Annotated in this window: 15 protein-coding genes; 12 read left to right on the top strand and 3 right to left on the bottom strand. The window is 61.7% G+C overall.

Features of this window, described 5'->3' with window-relative positions:
• Positions 1–185: 185 nt before the first annotated feature.
• Complete coding sequence (locus ACQZ5N_RS11535; protein ID WP_448732954.1) at positions 186–2,306, bottom strand: TonB-dependent siderophore receptor; 2,121 nt, start codon at positions 2,304–2,306, stop codon at positions 186–188.
• Between the two features lie 221 nt (positions 2,307–2,527).
• Between ACQZ5N_RS11535 and ACQZ5N_RS11530 the strand changes: the two genes are divergently transcribed.
• From ACQZ5N_RS11530 to ACQZ5N_RS11505, 6 genes are all read left to right on the top strand, one after another.
• The gene (locus ACQZ5N_RS11530) at positions 2,528–3,538 is read left to right on the top strand and encodes an iron-siderophore ABC transporter substrate-binding protein (RefSeq protein ID WP_448732953.1); all 1,011 of its coding nucleotides are present in this window, start codon (positions 2,528–2,530) and stop codon (positions 3,536–3,538) included.
• Positions 3,535–4,578 (top strand): FecCD family ABC transporter permease, encoded by a 1,044-nt coding sequence (locus ACQZ5N_RS11525; protein ID WP_448732952.1) that lies wholly within the window; start codon positions 3,535–3,537, stop codon positions 4,576–4,578. Before ACQZ5N_RS11530 ends, ACQZ5N_RS11525 begins: the two co-directional genes overlap by 4 nt.
• Positions 4,575–5,615, top strand: a complete 1,041-nt coding sequence (locus ACQZ5N_RS11520) for a FecCD family ABC transporter permease (protein WP_448732951.1) — start codon at positions 4,575–4,577, stop codon at positions 5,613–5,615. Before ACQZ5N_RS11525 ends, ACQZ5N_RS11520 begins: the two co-directional genes overlap by 4 nt.
• Entirely contained in the window at positions 5,612–6,436 is an 825-nt protein-coding gene (locus ACQZ5N_RS11515; RefSeq protein ID WP_448732950.1) for an ABC transporter ATP-binding protein, read from the top strand. The genes ACQZ5N_RS11520 and ACQZ5N_RS11515 overlap by 4 nt, the downstream gene beginning before the upstream one ends.
• Positions 6,437–6,497: 61 nt before the next feature.
• Entirely contained in the window at positions 6,498–6,779 is a 282-nt protein-coding gene (locus ACQZ5N_RS11510) for a type II toxin-antitoxin system RelE/ParE family toxin (RefSeq protein WP_020009805.1), read from the top strand.
• A gap of 55 nt (positions 6,780–6,834) precedes the next feature.
• Positions 6,835–7,134, top strand: coding sequence for a HigA family addiction module antitoxin (locus tag ACQZ5N_RS11505; protein ID WP_035264270.1), 300 nt, complete (start codon positions 6,835–6,837; stop codon positions 7,132–7,134).
• Between the two features lie 19 nt (positions 7,135–7,153).
• On the opposite strand, the gene ACQZ5N_RS11500 is transcribed toward ACQZ5N_RS11505, so the two are convergent.
• Positions 7,154–8,026, bottom strand: coding sequence for a helix-turn-helix transcriptional regulator (locus ACQZ5N_RS11500; RefSeq protein ID WP_448732949.1), 873 nt, complete (start codon positions 8,024–8,026; stop codon positions 7,154–7,156).
• Between the two features lie 133 nt (positions 8,027–8,159).
• Between ACQZ5N_RS11500 and ACQZ5N_RS11495 the strand changes: the two genes are divergently transcribed.
• The 6 genes from ACQZ5N_RS11495 to ACQZ5N_RS11470 all read left to right on the top strand — a co-directional run bounded on the left by ACQZ5N_RS11495 (position 8,160) and on the right by ACQZ5N_RS11470 (position 14,130).
• On the top strand, positions 8,160–9,374 hold the full coding sequence (locus ACQZ5N_RS11495; RefSeq protein WP_448732948.1) for an amino acid ABC transporter substrate-binding protein: 1,215 nt from the start codon (positions 8,160–8,162) through the stop codon (positions 9,372–9,374).
• 70 nt (positions 9,375–9,444) lie between these two features.
• Positions 9,445–10,317, top strand: a complete 873-nt coding sequence (locus ACQZ5N_RS11490; protein ID WP_448732947.1) for a branched-chain amino acid ABC transporter permease — start codon at positions 9,445–9,447, stop codon at positions 10,315–10,317.
• On the top strand, positions 10,314–11,222 hold the full coding sequence (locus ACQZ5N_RS11485) for a branched-chain amino acid ABC transporter permease (protein ID WP_448732946.1): 909 nt from the start codon (positions 10,314–10,316) through the stop codon (positions 11,220–11,222). The genes ACQZ5N_RS11490 and ACQZ5N_RS11485 overlap by 4 nt, the downstream gene beginning before the upstream one ends.
• Complete coding sequence (locus tag ACQZ5N_RS11480; RefSeq protein WP_448732945.1) at positions 11,219–11,947, top strand: ABC transporter ATP-binding protein; 729 nt, start codon at positions 11,219–11,221, stop codon at positions 11,945–11,947. Before ACQZ5N_RS11485 ends, ACQZ5N_RS11480 begins: the two co-directional genes overlap by 4 nt.
• Positions 11,940–12,662 (top strand): ABC transporter ATP-binding protein, encoded by a 723-nt coding sequence (locus ACQZ5N_RS11475; protein WP_448732944.1) that lies wholly within the window; start codon positions 11,940–11,942, stop codon positions 12,660–12,662. Before ACQZ5N_RS11480 ends, ACQZ5N_RS11475 begins: the two co-directional genes overlap by 8 nt.
• A 16-nt stretch (positions 12,663–12,678) precedes the next feature.
• Positions 12,679–14,130 carry an aldehyde dehydrogenase gene (locus ACQZ5N_RS11470; RefSeq protein WP_448732943.1) on the top strand — a complete coding sequence of 484 codons (1,452 nt, stop codon included), beginning with the start codon at positions 12,679–12,681 and terminating at the stop codon, positions 14,128–14,130.
• 30 nt (positions 14,131–14,160) lie between these two features.
• Here the strand turns inward: ACQZ5N_RS11470 and ACQZ5N_RS11465 are convergent, their stop codons facing one another.
• Positions 14,161–15,057 (bottom strand): choline sulfate utilization transcriptional regulator, encoded by an 897-nt coding sequence (locus ACQZ5N_RS11465; protein WP_448732942.1) that lies wholly within the window; start codon positions 15,055–15,057, stop codon positions 14,161–14,163.
• Positions 15,058–15,147 lie beyond the last annotated feature (90 nt).

Here is a 15,147-nt window from a genome sequence, read left to right as displayed (position 1 = left end):
CGCCCATGTTCAGCGGTTTGGCGCATTCCTCGAGCCTCTCTCCACGTCATCCTCGGGCTCGTCCCGAGGATCTGCCAACTTCAGACGAGATGAGACGTGGTTAGATCCTCGGGACAAGCCCGAGGATGACGTTGTGTGTTAGGAAAACAGTACAATATATTGAAAAATATTGCTAATATATCCCATCACCATGTCTTTCGCAAGGTCACGGAAAACGCCCGGCCGGGATTGTAAAAGTCAGCGCCGAAACCGCCATAAGAGACGTGTTTTTCGTTGAAGATGTTGGAAACATTGACGTCCAGCGAGGCGGTTTCCTGAATCTTGTAGCTGAATGCCGCATCCACGGTCACACTGCTTCCGGTTTCGACCTTGTTGGCGTTGTCGAAATAATAAGCGCCGGTATAACGGCCGCCGAGACCGAAGGTCATGTCGCCGAAATGGTCGTTGCCCGCAAGCGTGTAGTTGACCCACAGCGAAGCCTGATGCTCGGGCACGAATTGCGGCCGGTTGCCGACATTGCCGCCGGTGCCGTTTTCAGTGATTTCCGCGTCGAGATAGGAATAGGCCGCCGTCAGGCTGAGATTGTCGGTCACTTCCGCCTTGGCTTCGAGATCGAGACCGCGCACGCGCACCTCGCCGATGGTCGTGGGCAGGCTGGTGATCGGGCTGGTGACGGTGATGTTGTTCTTCTTCAGATCGTAGATCGAGGCGGTGAACAGGGCCGGGAAAGCGTCAGGCCGGTATTTCACGCCGAGTTCGATCTGCTCGCCGCGTTCGGGCTCCACCGTCAGACCGGATGCCGGCACCACCGATTCGGCATAGCTGATATAGGGCGCGATCTCATTGGTGACCTTGTAGGACACGCCGATACGCTTGGTCAGTTCGCTGATGTCGCCGCTGGCCGAGGTGCCGCGCAGGCGGTTGGTCTGCTCTGTGTCGATCCAGTCGTTGCGCAGGCCGGCGCTGACGATCAGCCGGTCGAAGAAGGTGAAATCCTGCTGGAGATAGATCGCCTTGGTCTTCTGGTCCGTCAGGGAGTCGGCATAGAGCGGCACTGAAGCGGGTGCGCCGGTATAGACCGGGTTCATCCAGTTGATGCTCGGCGCTGCGCCGAAGTAGCTTTTGCTGCCGGAGGTGTAGTCATTGTAAAAGACGCCGACGAGGCTGCGGCTTTCGACATTTTCAAACCGCGTATCGTATTGCAGGCGCGTGTCGATCAGGAAGTTTTCGGTTTCGGTGTCGTTGCCGAAATAGGACCGGTCGGCGATTGTCGAACCGTTGGTCGGCGTGGACGAGATATAGGCGTAACCGAAGTCCGTATTCGCCTTGCTGTAGCGGGCGTTGGAACTCAGCGTCAGGCCGGAGCCGAAATCGTGGTCGAACATCACGCTCAGCGAATTGCGGTTTGTGCCGCGATAATTGTAGTCCGGTTCGCCGAAGAAACGGCTCCGGTCGAAATGCGAGCCGACCGGATGGCCGCCGCCGCCCGGAACGCCATCCTTGTTGAGGTGGTCGTAAACCACGGTAAGGCTGGTGACATCCGTGGGACGCCATGTCAGGCCGCCCATGAAGAATTTCTCGTCATCGCGGGAATAGTCATATTCCGCATCGGCATTTCTGAGCTTGCCGGTCAGGCGATAGGACAGCGTGTCGTTGCTGGTGATGTTGTCGCCAAAGTCGAAGCCGGTTTCGGCGCGGCCATAGGAGCCGCCGGTGACATAGGCTTCACCGAAACGGGTGCGTTTCGGCACCTTTGTGGAATAATTCACCGAGCCGCCGGGATCTGAGACGCCGAACGTGGTGGAATTGCCGCCCTTCAGCACTTCCACGCGCTCATAGGCATAGGTTTCCTCCCGCAGCGCGCCGAAGGGACGGCCGAGCGTCAACCCGTCGCGATAGGTATAGGCGTCGAAACCGCGAATCTTGAAATAGTCGAACCGGTCGTCGGAGCCGTAAAAATCCGTGGTCACACCGGCGGTATATTGCAGGGCTTCTTCCACGCTCTGCACGCCGCGCTGCTGCATTTCCTTGGCGGTGATGACGGAAACGGAGGCAGGTGTGTCGAGAATATCGGTCGCCATCTTGCTGCCGCTCGTCGTGCGGGTGGCGACGATGGACTTCTGGTCATTGTCACCGCTTTCGATGGTGATCCGTTCCAGAACCGTGCTGCTGTTCGTGTTGGCAGCCTCCTGCGCCAGCAAGGCGCCGGGCAGGGTGGCGACAAGCGCCGTGCAGGCAAGCAGCACCGCATCCTGGTAACGACGTCGCGCGGTTTTGCGGTGTCTGCCTTCGGTTTCGATATTCATTGGTATGTTCCAGAAGTTGATGCCCCGATCGCCGCTTCCACGGCCCACTCTCGAAGCGCCCAATAACTTGAGAAAGTTTGTCCGGTATTGTAACTTTCTGCGGTTTTGTACAAAACCCCGGAAATTTCACCGCTGTTGTGACGGCATTTCTTGCCTGGGCTTGACGGAGGCAATTGAAGCTGAGAGTTCAAGTCCACTTTTGAACTTTTGAGAGCTCGCCAATGCTTCGCCCGTTCCGCTGCCTCATGCCGATATTTGTGCTTTTCCTGTCGATGATCGCGCCGAATATGGCCTCGGCGGAGGAGACGACCAGCTATCCCATCGTCATCAAACATGCTTTCGGCACGACCACGATTGCGAAGAAACCGCAGCGGGTCGCGACTGTCGCCTGGGCCAACCATGAGGTGCCGCTGGCGCTCGGCATCGTGCCTGTCGGTTTTGCCGCGGCCAATTTCGGCGATGATGACGGCGATGGCCTGCTGCCATGGGTGGTAAAACGGCTCACCGAACTCAACGCGGCAAAGCCGGTGCTGTTCGACGAGGGTGACGGCATCGATTTCGAGGCCGTGGCGGCGACGCAGCCGGATGTCATCCTTGCCGCCTATTCAGGCCTCAGCCAGTCCGACTACGATACGCTGAGCCAGATCGCCCCTGTCGTCGCCTATCCCGTTTCTCCCTGGGCGACGGACTGGCGCGAGATGATCCGGCTGAACAGCGCCGGCCTTGGCATGGTTGCGGAAGGTGAGGCGCTCATCAAACGCATCGAGGGCGAGATCGCGCAGGTCGTTGCCGGCCATCCGCAGCTGAAGGGCAAGTCGGCCATGTTCGTCACCCATCTCGACGCCACCAATCTCAGCGTCGTCAATTTCTATACGGCCAATGACACCAGGGTGAAGTTCTTCGCCGATCTTGGACTTGCCTCGCCAAAAAGCGTCGTGGAAGCCACGAAGCCGAGGCAATTCGCCGCCGGCGTCAGCGCCGAGCGTGTGGATGCCTTCGACGATGTCGATATCGTCGTGACCTATGGCAGTGAGCCGCTGCTGAACGCCATGCGGGCCGACCCGCTTCTCGCCCGCATGCCGGCCGTTGCCAACGATGCCATCGTCATGCTGGGCCGCGACCCGCTCGGCACCGCCTCCAATCCCACGCCGCTGTCGATTTCGTGGGTGCTGAAGGACTATGCCGATCTTCTGGCAAAGGCTGCCGACAAATCCTCCGGGAAATCGCAGTGACAATGTCTGGACCCGGCAAAGCGACGGCCGTGCTGCTCGCCGGCCGCTCCAACCGCGTGCGAACGGCTTGGCTCGGTGCGGTGCTGGCGCTTCTCTCGCTGCTTTGTGCGCTGTCCGTCGCCATCGGCACGCGTGACGTCTCTTTTGCGGATATTGTTGGCGGGCTCAGCGGCCGCGTCGAGACGGTTGCAGAGGCGGCGGTTGCCGTACGCTTGCCGCGCACGCTGCTTGCCCTGCTTTCCGGGGCGGCACTCGGGCTGGCCGGTGCCATCATGCAGGGTGTCACCCGCAATCCGCTTGCAGATCCCGGCATTCTCGGTGTGAACATGGGGGCGTCGCTCGCCGTCGTCATCGGCATCGTCTGGTTCGGCATCGCCTCGGCTCATGCCTTCATCATGGTCGCAATTGCCGGGGCGGGGGCGTCTGCGGTTTTCGTTTATGTTGTCGGCTCGCTCGGGCGAGGCGGGGCGACACCGCTCAAACTCGCACTTGCGGGTGCCGCCACCTCCGTCGCCTTTTCCTCGCTCGTCATCGCCGTCGTTCTGCCACGCAGCGATATTGCCGGCGGTATCCGCTCTTGGCAGATCGGCGGCGTCGGCGGGGCGACTTTCGAGCGCATCGAGACCGTGCTGCCCTTTCTGGCCGCCGGTTTCATCGTCAGCCTGCTTTCGGCGCGCAAGCTGAATTCTCTGGCGCTCGGAGACGAACTCGCCGCCGGGCTTGGCGAGAATGTTGCCGTCGCCCGAGCCGTATCCTCCTTCGGCGCCATTTTGCTCTGCGGCGCAGCCACCGCCATTTGCGGGCCGATCGGTTTTGTCGGGCTGGTGGTGCCGCATCTCTGCCGTCTGCTCGTCGGTGTGGACAATCGCTGGCTGCTGCCGTTCTCGGCGCTTGGCGGGGCGTGTCTGCTGCTTGCCGCCGATATTGTCGGGCGCATCGTGGCGCGGCCGTCGGAACTCGATGTCGGCATCGTCACCGCCCTTGTCGGCGCGCCTTTCTTCATCTGGATTGTCAGACGCCAGAGGGTGCGCGAATTGTGACCATATACGCTCCCATCATCGAAAATCTCGTCTTCAATCGCCATGCCCGCCAGCGCCGGCGTCGCCTTGTCATCGCCGCCCTGTCGGCGCTTCTGATTGCCGCCTTCACGACAACGCTGATGCTCGGGCAATCTTTCACGCCGCCCGGCGATGTCATTCGCGTTCTGCTGGGGGAGGACATTGCCGGCGTAACCTTCACCGTCGGGCAGTTGCGCCTGCCGCGCGCGCTGCTGTCGATTCTGGCAGGCCTGAGCTTCGGGCTTGGCGGCGTCGCCTTCCAGATCATGCTGCGCAACCCGCTCGCCAGCCCTGACATTATCGGCATCAGTTCCGGGGCGAGTGCGGCAGCCGTTTTTGCCATCGTCGTCCTGCAGATGAACGGGCCGCTGGTTTCGGTCTTCGCCGTCGTGGCCGGTCTTGGCGTCGCGCTTCTCGTCTATCTCCTGTCCTTCCGCAACGGCGTGGCCGGAACGCGGCTGATCCTCGTCGGCATTGGCGTTTCAGCCATGCTGGAAAGCTTCATCGCCTATATCCTCTCCGTCGCGCCGACATGGACGCTGCAGGAGGCGATGCGCTGGCTGACCGGCAGCGTCAACGGCGCGAAAATCGCGCAACTGCTGCCGCTCCTCATTGCCCTCATCCTTTTCGGCGGCCTGCTCCTCAGCCGTGCGCGTGATCTGGAAGCGCTGAGACTGGGTGACGACGCTGCCGCAGCGCTTGGCGTGCGGGTGGGGCGAACCCGGATCATCGTCATCATCGCTGCCGTCGGCATGATCGCCTTTGCAACGGCGGTCTCGGGTCCCATCGCGTTTGTCGCTTTCCTCTCCGGGCCGATTGCGGCGCGCATTGTCGGCAGCAACGGCTCGCTGCTCCTTCCTGCGGCGCTGGTTGGCGCGGCGCTGGTGCTGGTGGGGGATTATTGCGGTCAGTTCCTGTTGCCGGGCCGTTACCCGGTCGGCGTCGTTACCGGCGCGCTCGGTGCGCCCTATCTGATTTACCTTATCGTGCGGGTCAACCGCAGCGGAGGCTCGTTATGACCGGTCACTCCCTTTCCGTGAACGGCCTGTCGGCCGGCTACGGCGAAAACCTCATCATCGACGGGCTGGATCTCACCGTTCCGCGCGGGAAGATCACCGTCATCGTCGGCGCCAATGCCTGCGGCAAGTCCACCCTGCTGCGCTGCATGTCGCGGCTCATTGCGCCGCGCGCCGGTCAGGTTCTGCTCGATGGAAAATCGATCCATCGTCTTCCTTCACGCGACCTCGCGCGGCGCATGGGCCTTTTGCCGCAATCGCCGATAGCGCCGGAGGGCATCGTGGTTGCCGATCTGATCAGCCGTGGCCGCCACCCGCATCACGGCCTGTTCGCCCGCTGGTCGCGGCAGGACGACGAGGCCGTCGCTGCGGCCCTTGTCGCCACCGACACTGTGGAACTGGCCGAACGGCCGGTGGACGAGCTTTCCGGCGGTCAGCGGCAACGCGTCTGGATCGCCATGGCGCTCGCCCAGCAGACAGACATATTGCTGCTGGATGAACCGACCACCTTCCTCGATATCAGCCACCAGGTCGAGGTGCTGGATCTTCTGACCGACCTCAACCATGCCCGTGAGACCACCATCGTCATGGTGCTGCACGATCTTAATCTCGCAGCCCGTTATGCCGATCATCTCGTGGCCATGAGGGACGGGAAGCTGCATGTCTTCGGCACGCCGGAGGACGTATTGACGGAGGAGAATGTCCGCCACGTCTTCGGCATCGAAAGCCGGGTTATCGAAGATCCGACCTCTGGCAAGCCGATGATGCTGCCGATAGGGCGGCACCGGACGGTGGCGGGGGTGGTAGTAGGCGTATCTCTTTAAGATACGGTTCTGTTGACTTCTGTGCGTATCTGTTTATGATACCAGCATCACGAGGCCAGCAATGATCCGTTCTTTCAAAAACAAGCTGACCGCATCGATTGACGACGGATCTGTGAAGAAGGGCTTTCCCGCCGATCTGGTACGCCGCGCCCAGCAGCTGCTCACGATCCTGGATGCGGCGACCACGGTAGAAGACCTTCGGTCACCGCCCGGCAACCGTTTGGAAAAGCTGTCCGGCGACCGTGAGGGCCAATATTCGATCCGGATCAACAAGCAATGGCGCATCTGCTTCGTCTGGACGGAAGCAGGGCCGGAAAGCGTGGAAATAACCGACTATCACTAGTCTGGCATTCTCGTGGAGAGGCTCATGAAAAATCGGCCAAGGAGGGCCAGCGAGCATGACAATCAGTAAATCGCCTCCGATCCATCCGGGCGAAATCCTGCGGGAACTCTATCTGGAGCCGCTGGGGATGTCGGCTTACGCTCTTGCAAGGCACCTCAATATTCCGCGCACCCGCATAGAACGGATTGCGGGAGAGAAACTCGGTATCACCGCCGACACCGCCTTGCGCCTTGCAAAGTTTTTCAAGACCACACCGGAATATTGGCTGAACTTGCAGAATGCCTTTGACATTAAGGCGGCTGCTGCGAGGCTGGAAGCAGACCTTGCCAATATCAAGGAACTGGAAGCGGCCTAATTCTCAGCCGCCTGTCAGGTCACGGCCAGGCCGCATAAGACGGCGGCGGCACGTTCTGCATTCGCGTTGCCGTTCTCCTGAAACGGCCGGGAGACGTGCCCTCGTTGCGGGTGAAGAAGCGATTGAAATAGCCGGGGTCCTGAAACCCCAATCGAAACGCGATTTCAGCAACTTGCAGCGATGAGTTCAGAAGAAGGTCGCGCGCTTCGGACAGCAGTTCCCGGTGAATATAGGCCTGCGGTGAAAGCCCCGTCGCCTTGCGCACCGCAAATCCAAGGCGTTCGCGGTTGACGCCGAGTTGCCTCGCATAGTCTTCCACGCCCCATTGATCGCGTTTGTGCTGGCTGACCAGCAGCACAAAGCGCTCGGTGAGGCTGCCGGGGGTGGAGACGGCTGCGGCAATATCGGCGATGGCGTGCTGGCAGATGCGAATGAGGGTGACGGAGAGCAGGCTGGCGATGATCGTGTCCGAACCGGTTGTCGCGCGGACATTTTCGCTGGCGATGGTCTCCAGATAACCCGCCAGCTCCTGCCGGTCCTTCTCTGCCGGCGCCTGCGTCAGAACTCGCTGTAATATATTGCGCACGGCGCTTGCGCTCGTGCCGGTGGGCATCGCATGGGCAAGCCCGATTTCGCTCGTCCTCAGCAGCGATCCACGGCTTCCGGCATTCAGCCGCAGGCGACCGGCAGGGCCGATGGGCAACCAGACGAGCCCCGGTGCCGGGATGGGCAGCGTCTTTTCACCCTGTATGATTTCCGCTTCCCCGGCGGACAGGAGAAGCAGATGGGCGCTGTCCGATTCCAGCCGGAATTCGGAGATGCGCAGCGTCGAGGCGAGAGTGCGCGCCGTGATCTCCACGCGATTGCCGGCAATCTGGCTATGCAGCGGCATTCGTCCTCCGAAAGTACAATAATGCGCTACACTAGTGCATTTTATATGCGGCTGTCATTGCTAAACTTTGATCAGCGCAGGGGAAGCCTTGAGGAGAACGGCAACCCCGATAAGGCGCTTTGGGAGGAACATCATGAATAGTCTGAAGCGCAGAACGCTGTTCTGCCTGCTCTCCGGTGCTGCCTTGTCGGCGGTATCTTTCGGTCACGCCAATGCGCAGGACCGTACCTCGGTGAAGATCGGTTATGCCGTTTCAAAAAGCGGCGCCAATGCCACGGGTGCTGGCATCACCACCATTCCGAACTACAAATTATGGGTGAAAGAGGTCAACGACGCCGGTGGCCTGACCCTGCCGGATGGCAAGCGCCTGCCGGTGGAAGTGGTCGAGTATGACGACCGCTCCTCGGCCGAGGATGCGGTGCGGTTCACCGAGCGTCTGGCGAGCCAGGACAAGGTCGATTTCATTCTGCCGCCCTGGGGCACAGGCTTCAATCTGGCCGTTGCGCCGCTTTACGACCGTTTCGGTTATCCGCAGCTTGCGGTGACCGGTGTGACCGACAAGGCACCCGATTTCGCGGCGCGCTGGAAAAAGAGTTTCTGGATGCTCGGCGGTGGCCATGACTATGCCAATGCGCTCGCCGACGTTTTGAAGGCTGCACGCGACGCCGGCCAGATCAACGACAAGGTCGCGGTGATTTCCGTGGCTGACGGTTTCGGCATCGATCTCATCAAGGCCGCGCGGCCGGCGTTGGAGGAAGCGGGTTTCACACTTGCCTACGACAAGACCTATCCGGTCGGCACTTCCGATTTCGCCGCGCTGGTCAACGAGGCGGCGGCGAGCGGTGCGGACAGCTTCATCGCCTTTTCCTATCCGCCCGACAGTTTTGCGGTGACGAAACAGGCGCAGACGGCGAAGTTCAACCCGAAGGTGCTTTATGTCGGCGTCGGCGGTGCCTTCCCTATCTTCCCCAAGGTCTCCGATGGCAAGCAGGAAGGCGTGATCAGCATCGGCGGTGTCGATGGCAGCAGCGACAAGATCGAGGATTATTTCAAGCGCCACGAAGCCTTCATCGGCACCAAACCGGACAGCTGGGCAAGCGCCATCACCTATGCGAGCCTCGAAATGCTGGCCCAGTCCATCCAGCGCGTCGGCCTCGACAAGGCGGCAGTGGCAAGTGAACTTTCTACGGGAAGCTTCGAGACCGTCATCGGCCCGGTCAAGCTTGAAGACAACCAGCTTCGCCAACTCTGGTGGGCCGGGCAATGGCAGGGTGACCGTTTTGTGGCGATTGCGCCCGCGGACCGTGCAGGTGCGGCCAAGCCGGTCGTTCCGAAGCCGCAATGGTGAACCTTTGCCGGCCGGGGCAGTAAACCCCGGCCGGAAGGCTTCGGCCATGTTCCATACTGGAGACATTCCCTTGTTTTTATCCACCCTCATCTTCGGCTTGATGCTGGGAGGGACCTATGCGCTGATCGCGCTTGGACTTTCGCTGCAATATGGCATCGCCCGCATCATGAACCTTGCCTATGGCGAAGTGCTGATTGCGGCTGCCTTCATCACTTTCGTGCTGTTTTCCGCCTATGGCCTTTCGCCGCTCCTGTCGCTGTTCATCATCGTGCCGCTCGGTTACGCCCTGTCTTTCGTGATCTACCGGGTCATGATGCGGCCGCTGGTGCGCCGTTCGGGCGGCTCCGGCCGTCTGGAAGTCGATTCCATTCTGGCGACCTTCGGGCTGCTCTTCGTTATCCAGGGCATCATGCTCGTGGCATTCGGCGGCAACTACCATTCCTATTCCTATCTCTCCGATGGCGTCGACATCTTCGGCACGACGGTAGCGCTGAACCGGCTTTTGTCGTTCATCCTGTCGGTTGCGATCGGCGGCGGGCTCTATCTCGCGCTCACCCACAGCCGCTGGGGTCTCAACCTGCGGGCGGTGGCGCTTGCGCCCAAATCCGCGCCGCTGGTCGGCATCGATGTGAACCGCGTGGCCTCGATTGGCTTTGCTCTCGGCGGCGCACTCGCCGTGGCCGGCGGGGTGATGATCTCGATGTACCAGACCTTTTCCGCCTCCTATGGCGTGGTCTTCACCATGAAGGCGCTTGTCGTCGTCATCATGGGCGGTGTCGGCAATCTGCTCGGCGCGCTGGTGGCCGGCCTGCTGCTCGGCCTCGTGGAAACCTTCGTGCTTGTTTATGTCGATCCCGGCCTCACGCTTGCCGCCACATATCTGCTGTTCCTCGTGGTGCTGCTCTGGCGTCCGGAAGGCATCTTCGCAAGGAGGGGCAAATGATCCCGCTTCTCATCGGCCTTGCCGCAGCCGCGCTGCTGGCGCTTTCCCCTTTCTTCTTCGATGCCTATGGCGTCGGCGTCATCATCGGCCTGCTGGGTTATGCGACGCTCGCCTCTGCCTGGGCGATGTTCTCCGGCCCGACGCGTTACATTTCGCTCGCCACCGTCGCCTTCTTCGGTGTCGGGGCCTATACGGTCGCGGTGCTGAGCGAAGTTTTGCCATGGCCGCTGGTGCTCCTGTGCGCGGCCCTTGTCGGCGCGGCGCTGGCGCTGGTCGTCGGGCTTTCCACGCTGCGCGTCGCGGGCATTTATTTCGTGATCTTTTCCTTCGGTCTTGCCGAACTCATCCGCCAGCTCATCACCTGGTATGAGGTGAATGTGACCGGCACGCTCGGGCGTTATATCTTCCTGCCGCTGGAGCCGCAGCATGTGCTTTGGCAATTGCTGGCGCTGGCTGTCATCACCCTTCTGCTGGCGATCCTGATCGACCGCAGCAAGTTCGGACTGGCGCTAAAGGCAATCGGCGACGACGAGGTGGTAGCTGCCCATGCGGGCATTAATCTCGCCCGCACCAAGCTGACGCTCTTCGTGCTGTCGGCCACGCTCATCACGCTTGTCGGCGCCATTCAGGCCCCGCGCTGGGTCTATATCGAGCCGGCCATCGTCTTTAATCCGCAGGTCTCGTTCCTCACCGTCATCATGGCCCTGCTTGGCGGAGCCACACGCCGCTGGGGACCCATTCTCGGTGCGGTGCCGCTGTTCCTGCTGTTCGAATGGCTGGGTGCCAACTTCCCCAACCATTTTTCCATCATTCTTGGTGCTCTCTTCATCCTCATCGTCTTCGTGCTGCCGGATGGCGTGCTGGCGGCGCTTGAGAAGCTGCGCAAAAAGGAAAAAGCCGCATGAGCGCCGTTCTCGAAATCACCAATATCCGCAAGACCTTTGGCGGGCTGAAAGCGGTGGATGGTCTTGGCCTCACAATCGAGGCCGGCGAGGTTGTCGGGCTGCTCGGACCGAACGGTTCCGGCAAGACGACGCTGATGAACCTGATCTCCGGGGCGCTGAAGCCCACCGAAGGGTCGATCCGGCTCAAAGGGCAGGAGATTGCCGGCCGGCGGCCGGATATGATTGCGCGCGCCGGCGTGGCGCGCACCTTCCAGCTCGTGCGGCTTCTGCCGTCGCTTTCCCTGCTTGAAAACGTTGCCGTATCGGCCATGTTCGGGCCGCAACGCCTGTCCCGTCTCGAGGCGGAGAAGGTCGCGCGGGCCTGCCTCGAAAGAATAGGCCTTGCCGGGCGGGAAACCATGCCGGCCGGCGATCTCACCTATATCGACCAGAAACGGCTTGAACTGGCGCGTGCGCTGGCGGGCGAACCGAAGCTTCTGCTTCTCGACGAATGGCTTGCAGGCCTCAACCCGACGGAGCTGCAGGAAGGAATAGCGTTGATCCGGCGGCTGGCTTCCGAGGGTACGACGATCCTGCTGGTGGAACATATCATGGCCGCTGTGCGGGCGCTCTGCCCGCGCTCCGTGGTCATGGCGGCTGGTCGCAAGATCGCCGATGGGCCGACGGCCGTGGTGCTTGACGATCCGCAGGTCATTTCCGCCTATCTGGGAGCGGCACATGCTTGAAATAGACGCACTGACAATCCGCTACGGCAAACATCTCGCGGTTGACGGCATATCGCTCAATGTCGCCAAGGGCGAAACGGTGGTGCTGCTCGGTGCCAATGGCGCTGGCAAGTCATCACTGCTGAAAGCGGTCGGCGGCATGGTGGCTCCGGCCTCCGGAGACGTGCGCGTCAACGGTTCGTCGCTTGCCGCTGTCCCCGCCCATCAGATCGTGGAGCGGGGCGTCGCGCTGGTGCCGGAAGGGCGCGGAATTTTCGCGGCGCTGACGGTGGAGGACAATCTCCGTCTCGGGGCCAATCCCCGCCATGCCCGTTCAGCGGAAAAGGTGACAAGAGAGCATATTTTCTCGCTGTTTCCGCGCCTTGCGGAGCGGCGGCAGCAGCTTGCCGGCACCATGTCCGGCGGCGAACAGCAGATGGTCGCCATCGGGCGGGCTTTGATGTCGGCACCGGATTATCTGCTGCTGGACGAGCCGAGCCTTGGCCTTGCGCCGATCGTTACGCAGGAACTTTTTGCCGCCCTGGCGGAGATCAAAAAGAGCGGCCTTTCCATTCTGCTCGTGGAGCAGAATGTGCGCGAAAGCCTTGCGCTTGCCGATCGCGGTTATTTGCTGGAAGCAGGACGGATTGTCGGGGCAGGCACGGCTGAGGCCCTGTCCGCCGATCCCGCCGTGCAACGGGCGTTTCTTGGCGGCACCACCGCCGCCATTGTCTGAATTCAGGAGGAAGACCATGCAGACAGTCAATCTTTTCATCGGCGGCGATCATTGCCCGGCCGCAAGCGGCAAGCGCTTCGAGCGCAGCAACCCCATCACCGGCGACGTGGCGACGAGTGCTGCGGCGGCAACGGTGGAGGACGCCACCCGTGCGGCCGATGCCGCGGCCGCCGCTTTCCCGGTCTGGTCGGCAACGCCGCCCGGTGAACGCCGTCGCCTGCTCCTGGCTGCCGCGCAGGCGCTTCTCGCCGCCGGGCCTGACATTACCCAGGCGATGAAGGAAGAAATTGGCGCAACCGATGCCTGGGCCGGGTTCAACGTCAAACTGGCGAGCGACATGCTGGTGGAGGCGGCAAGCCTGACCACCCAGATCAAGGGCGAGATCATCCCCTCCAACCGTCCGGGAACCATGGCGATGGCATTGCGCCAGCCGGCGGGCGTCGTCCTGTCCATCGCGCCGTGGAATGCGCCGGTCATTCTCGGCGTGCGCTCCATCGCCACGCCGCTCGCCTGCGGCAATACGGTGGTGATGAAGACCTCGGAACTTTGCCCGCGCACCCATGCGCTGATCATCGAAGCCGTTGTCTCCGCCGGTCTGCCGAAGGGCGTGCTCAACGCCGTCTCCAATGCGCCGGAAGATGCGGCAAAGATCGTCGATACGCTGATCGCACACCCCGCCGTCAGACGCGTGAATTTCACCGGCTCGACCCGCGTTGGCCGCGTGATTGCCGAAACGGCCGGCCGTTACCTGAAACCCGCTCTGCTGGAGCTTGGCGGCAAGGCGCCTTTCATCGTGCTCGACGATGCCGATATCGATGCGGCTGTCGCGGCTGCTGCTTTCGGCGCCTATATGAATCAGGGCCAGATCTGCATGTCGACGGAGCGCATCATCGTGCTCGACAGCGTCGCGGATGCATTTGTGGAGGCCTTCGCCAAAAAAGCTTCGAGCCTCACGGCCGGCGATCCGCGTGAGGGCAAAACACCGCTCGGCTCGCTGGTCAGCGCCGAAGCGACATCGCGCATTCGGGCGCTGGTGGATGACGCCGTCTCCAAGGGCGCACGGCAAGTCGCCGGTGGCGGCGGCAATGGCACGATGCTCGATGCGATCGCCGTCGATGGCGTCACCCCCGCCATGCGGCTCTATGCGGAGGAAAGTTTCGGTCCGGTCGTCTCCATCATCAGGGCCGGCAGCATTGATGAGGCGGTGAGCATCGCAAACGAAACCGAGTTCGGCCTCTCCGCCGCGATTTTCGGCAGGGATCAGGCAAGGGCGCTTTCGATTGCGGCGCGCATTGAAAGCGGCATATGCCACATCAACGGCCCAACCGTTCACGATGAAGCGCAGATGCCCTTCGGTGGGGTAAAGGCCTCCGGTTACGGCCGCTTCGGCGGTACGGCGGGCATTGCGGAATTCACCGAGCTGCGCTGGGTCACGCTGCAGGATGGACCGCTGCATTACCCCATCTGAACCGCAAACGGTACAGGCTGGCGGGCGGCGTTATCGCCGCTCGTCGATCAGCCAGCCGGTGAGTTTTCTCACCGCACTGTCGCTGCTTTTCGGCCGCATCAGCCAGTAGCCGCGTCCCGGCGCATCGAGGCTTGGGCCGGCCGTTACCAGCACGCCGGCGTCCAGCAACGGATCGACCAGCCCGGCCCAGCCGAGCGCGAAACCCTGCTCGCCGATGGTTGCCTGCACCACCATGGTGTAATTGTTGAAGCTGATGTCGCCGCCATCATGGTCGGCCGTTCTCTGCACGCCGAAATGCTTGAAATAAGAAGGCCAGTCGAACCAGTGCGCCTGTGACGTGTTTTCGAGGTGGATGAGCTTCCGCCGTGAAAAATCCGCAACGGTTGCGGGTGCCGGTGTCTCGGCCAGCAGGGCAGGCGAGCAGACCGGCGTGACCTTTTCCGAAAGCAGCAGCACGGCCCCTTCGCCCGCTTCCTGCCGCGTGCCGAAAATGATCATCACGTCGCTATCGTGTTTGCCCTGGCCGAGCGGGTCCTGCGTGGCGACGATCTGAATATTGATATCCGGATTGAGCGCGCGAAAACCATGCATGCGCGGGATGAGCCACAAGGAGGAGAAGGCATAGTCCGTGTGCAGACGGATGGTCTGTCGTTCCTCCGTCCGGCGAAGCTGCTGCGCCAAAAGATCGATGGCATCGACATTGCGCGAGACGATCTCGAATAGCCGTTGGCCTTCGGCCGTGAGTTCGATGCCGCGATGTTTGCGCCGGATGAGGATTACGCCCAGTTCGTCCTCCAGCCTGCGGATTTGATAGCTGACGGCCGGCTGGGTCAGACGCAGGGATGCCGCCGCCGCCGTCAGGCTGCCGCGGCGGGCAACCTCGGTGAAAATGCGCATCCATCCCAGATCGAGCGGCCGGTCTGACATTAAAATTCCTTATATCAACTATCGAAAAATACCCGCTTCACAGGCAAAAGCAACGTGGTGTTCAATAAACTGGATTGATAAAAGGGGAGC

It is taken from the genome of Agrobacterium sp. 22-221-1, assembly GCF_053522445.1.
The sequence above is the reverse complement of the archived record's forward strand: the minus strand, read 5'-3'. Positions and strand labels throughout refer to the sequence as shown.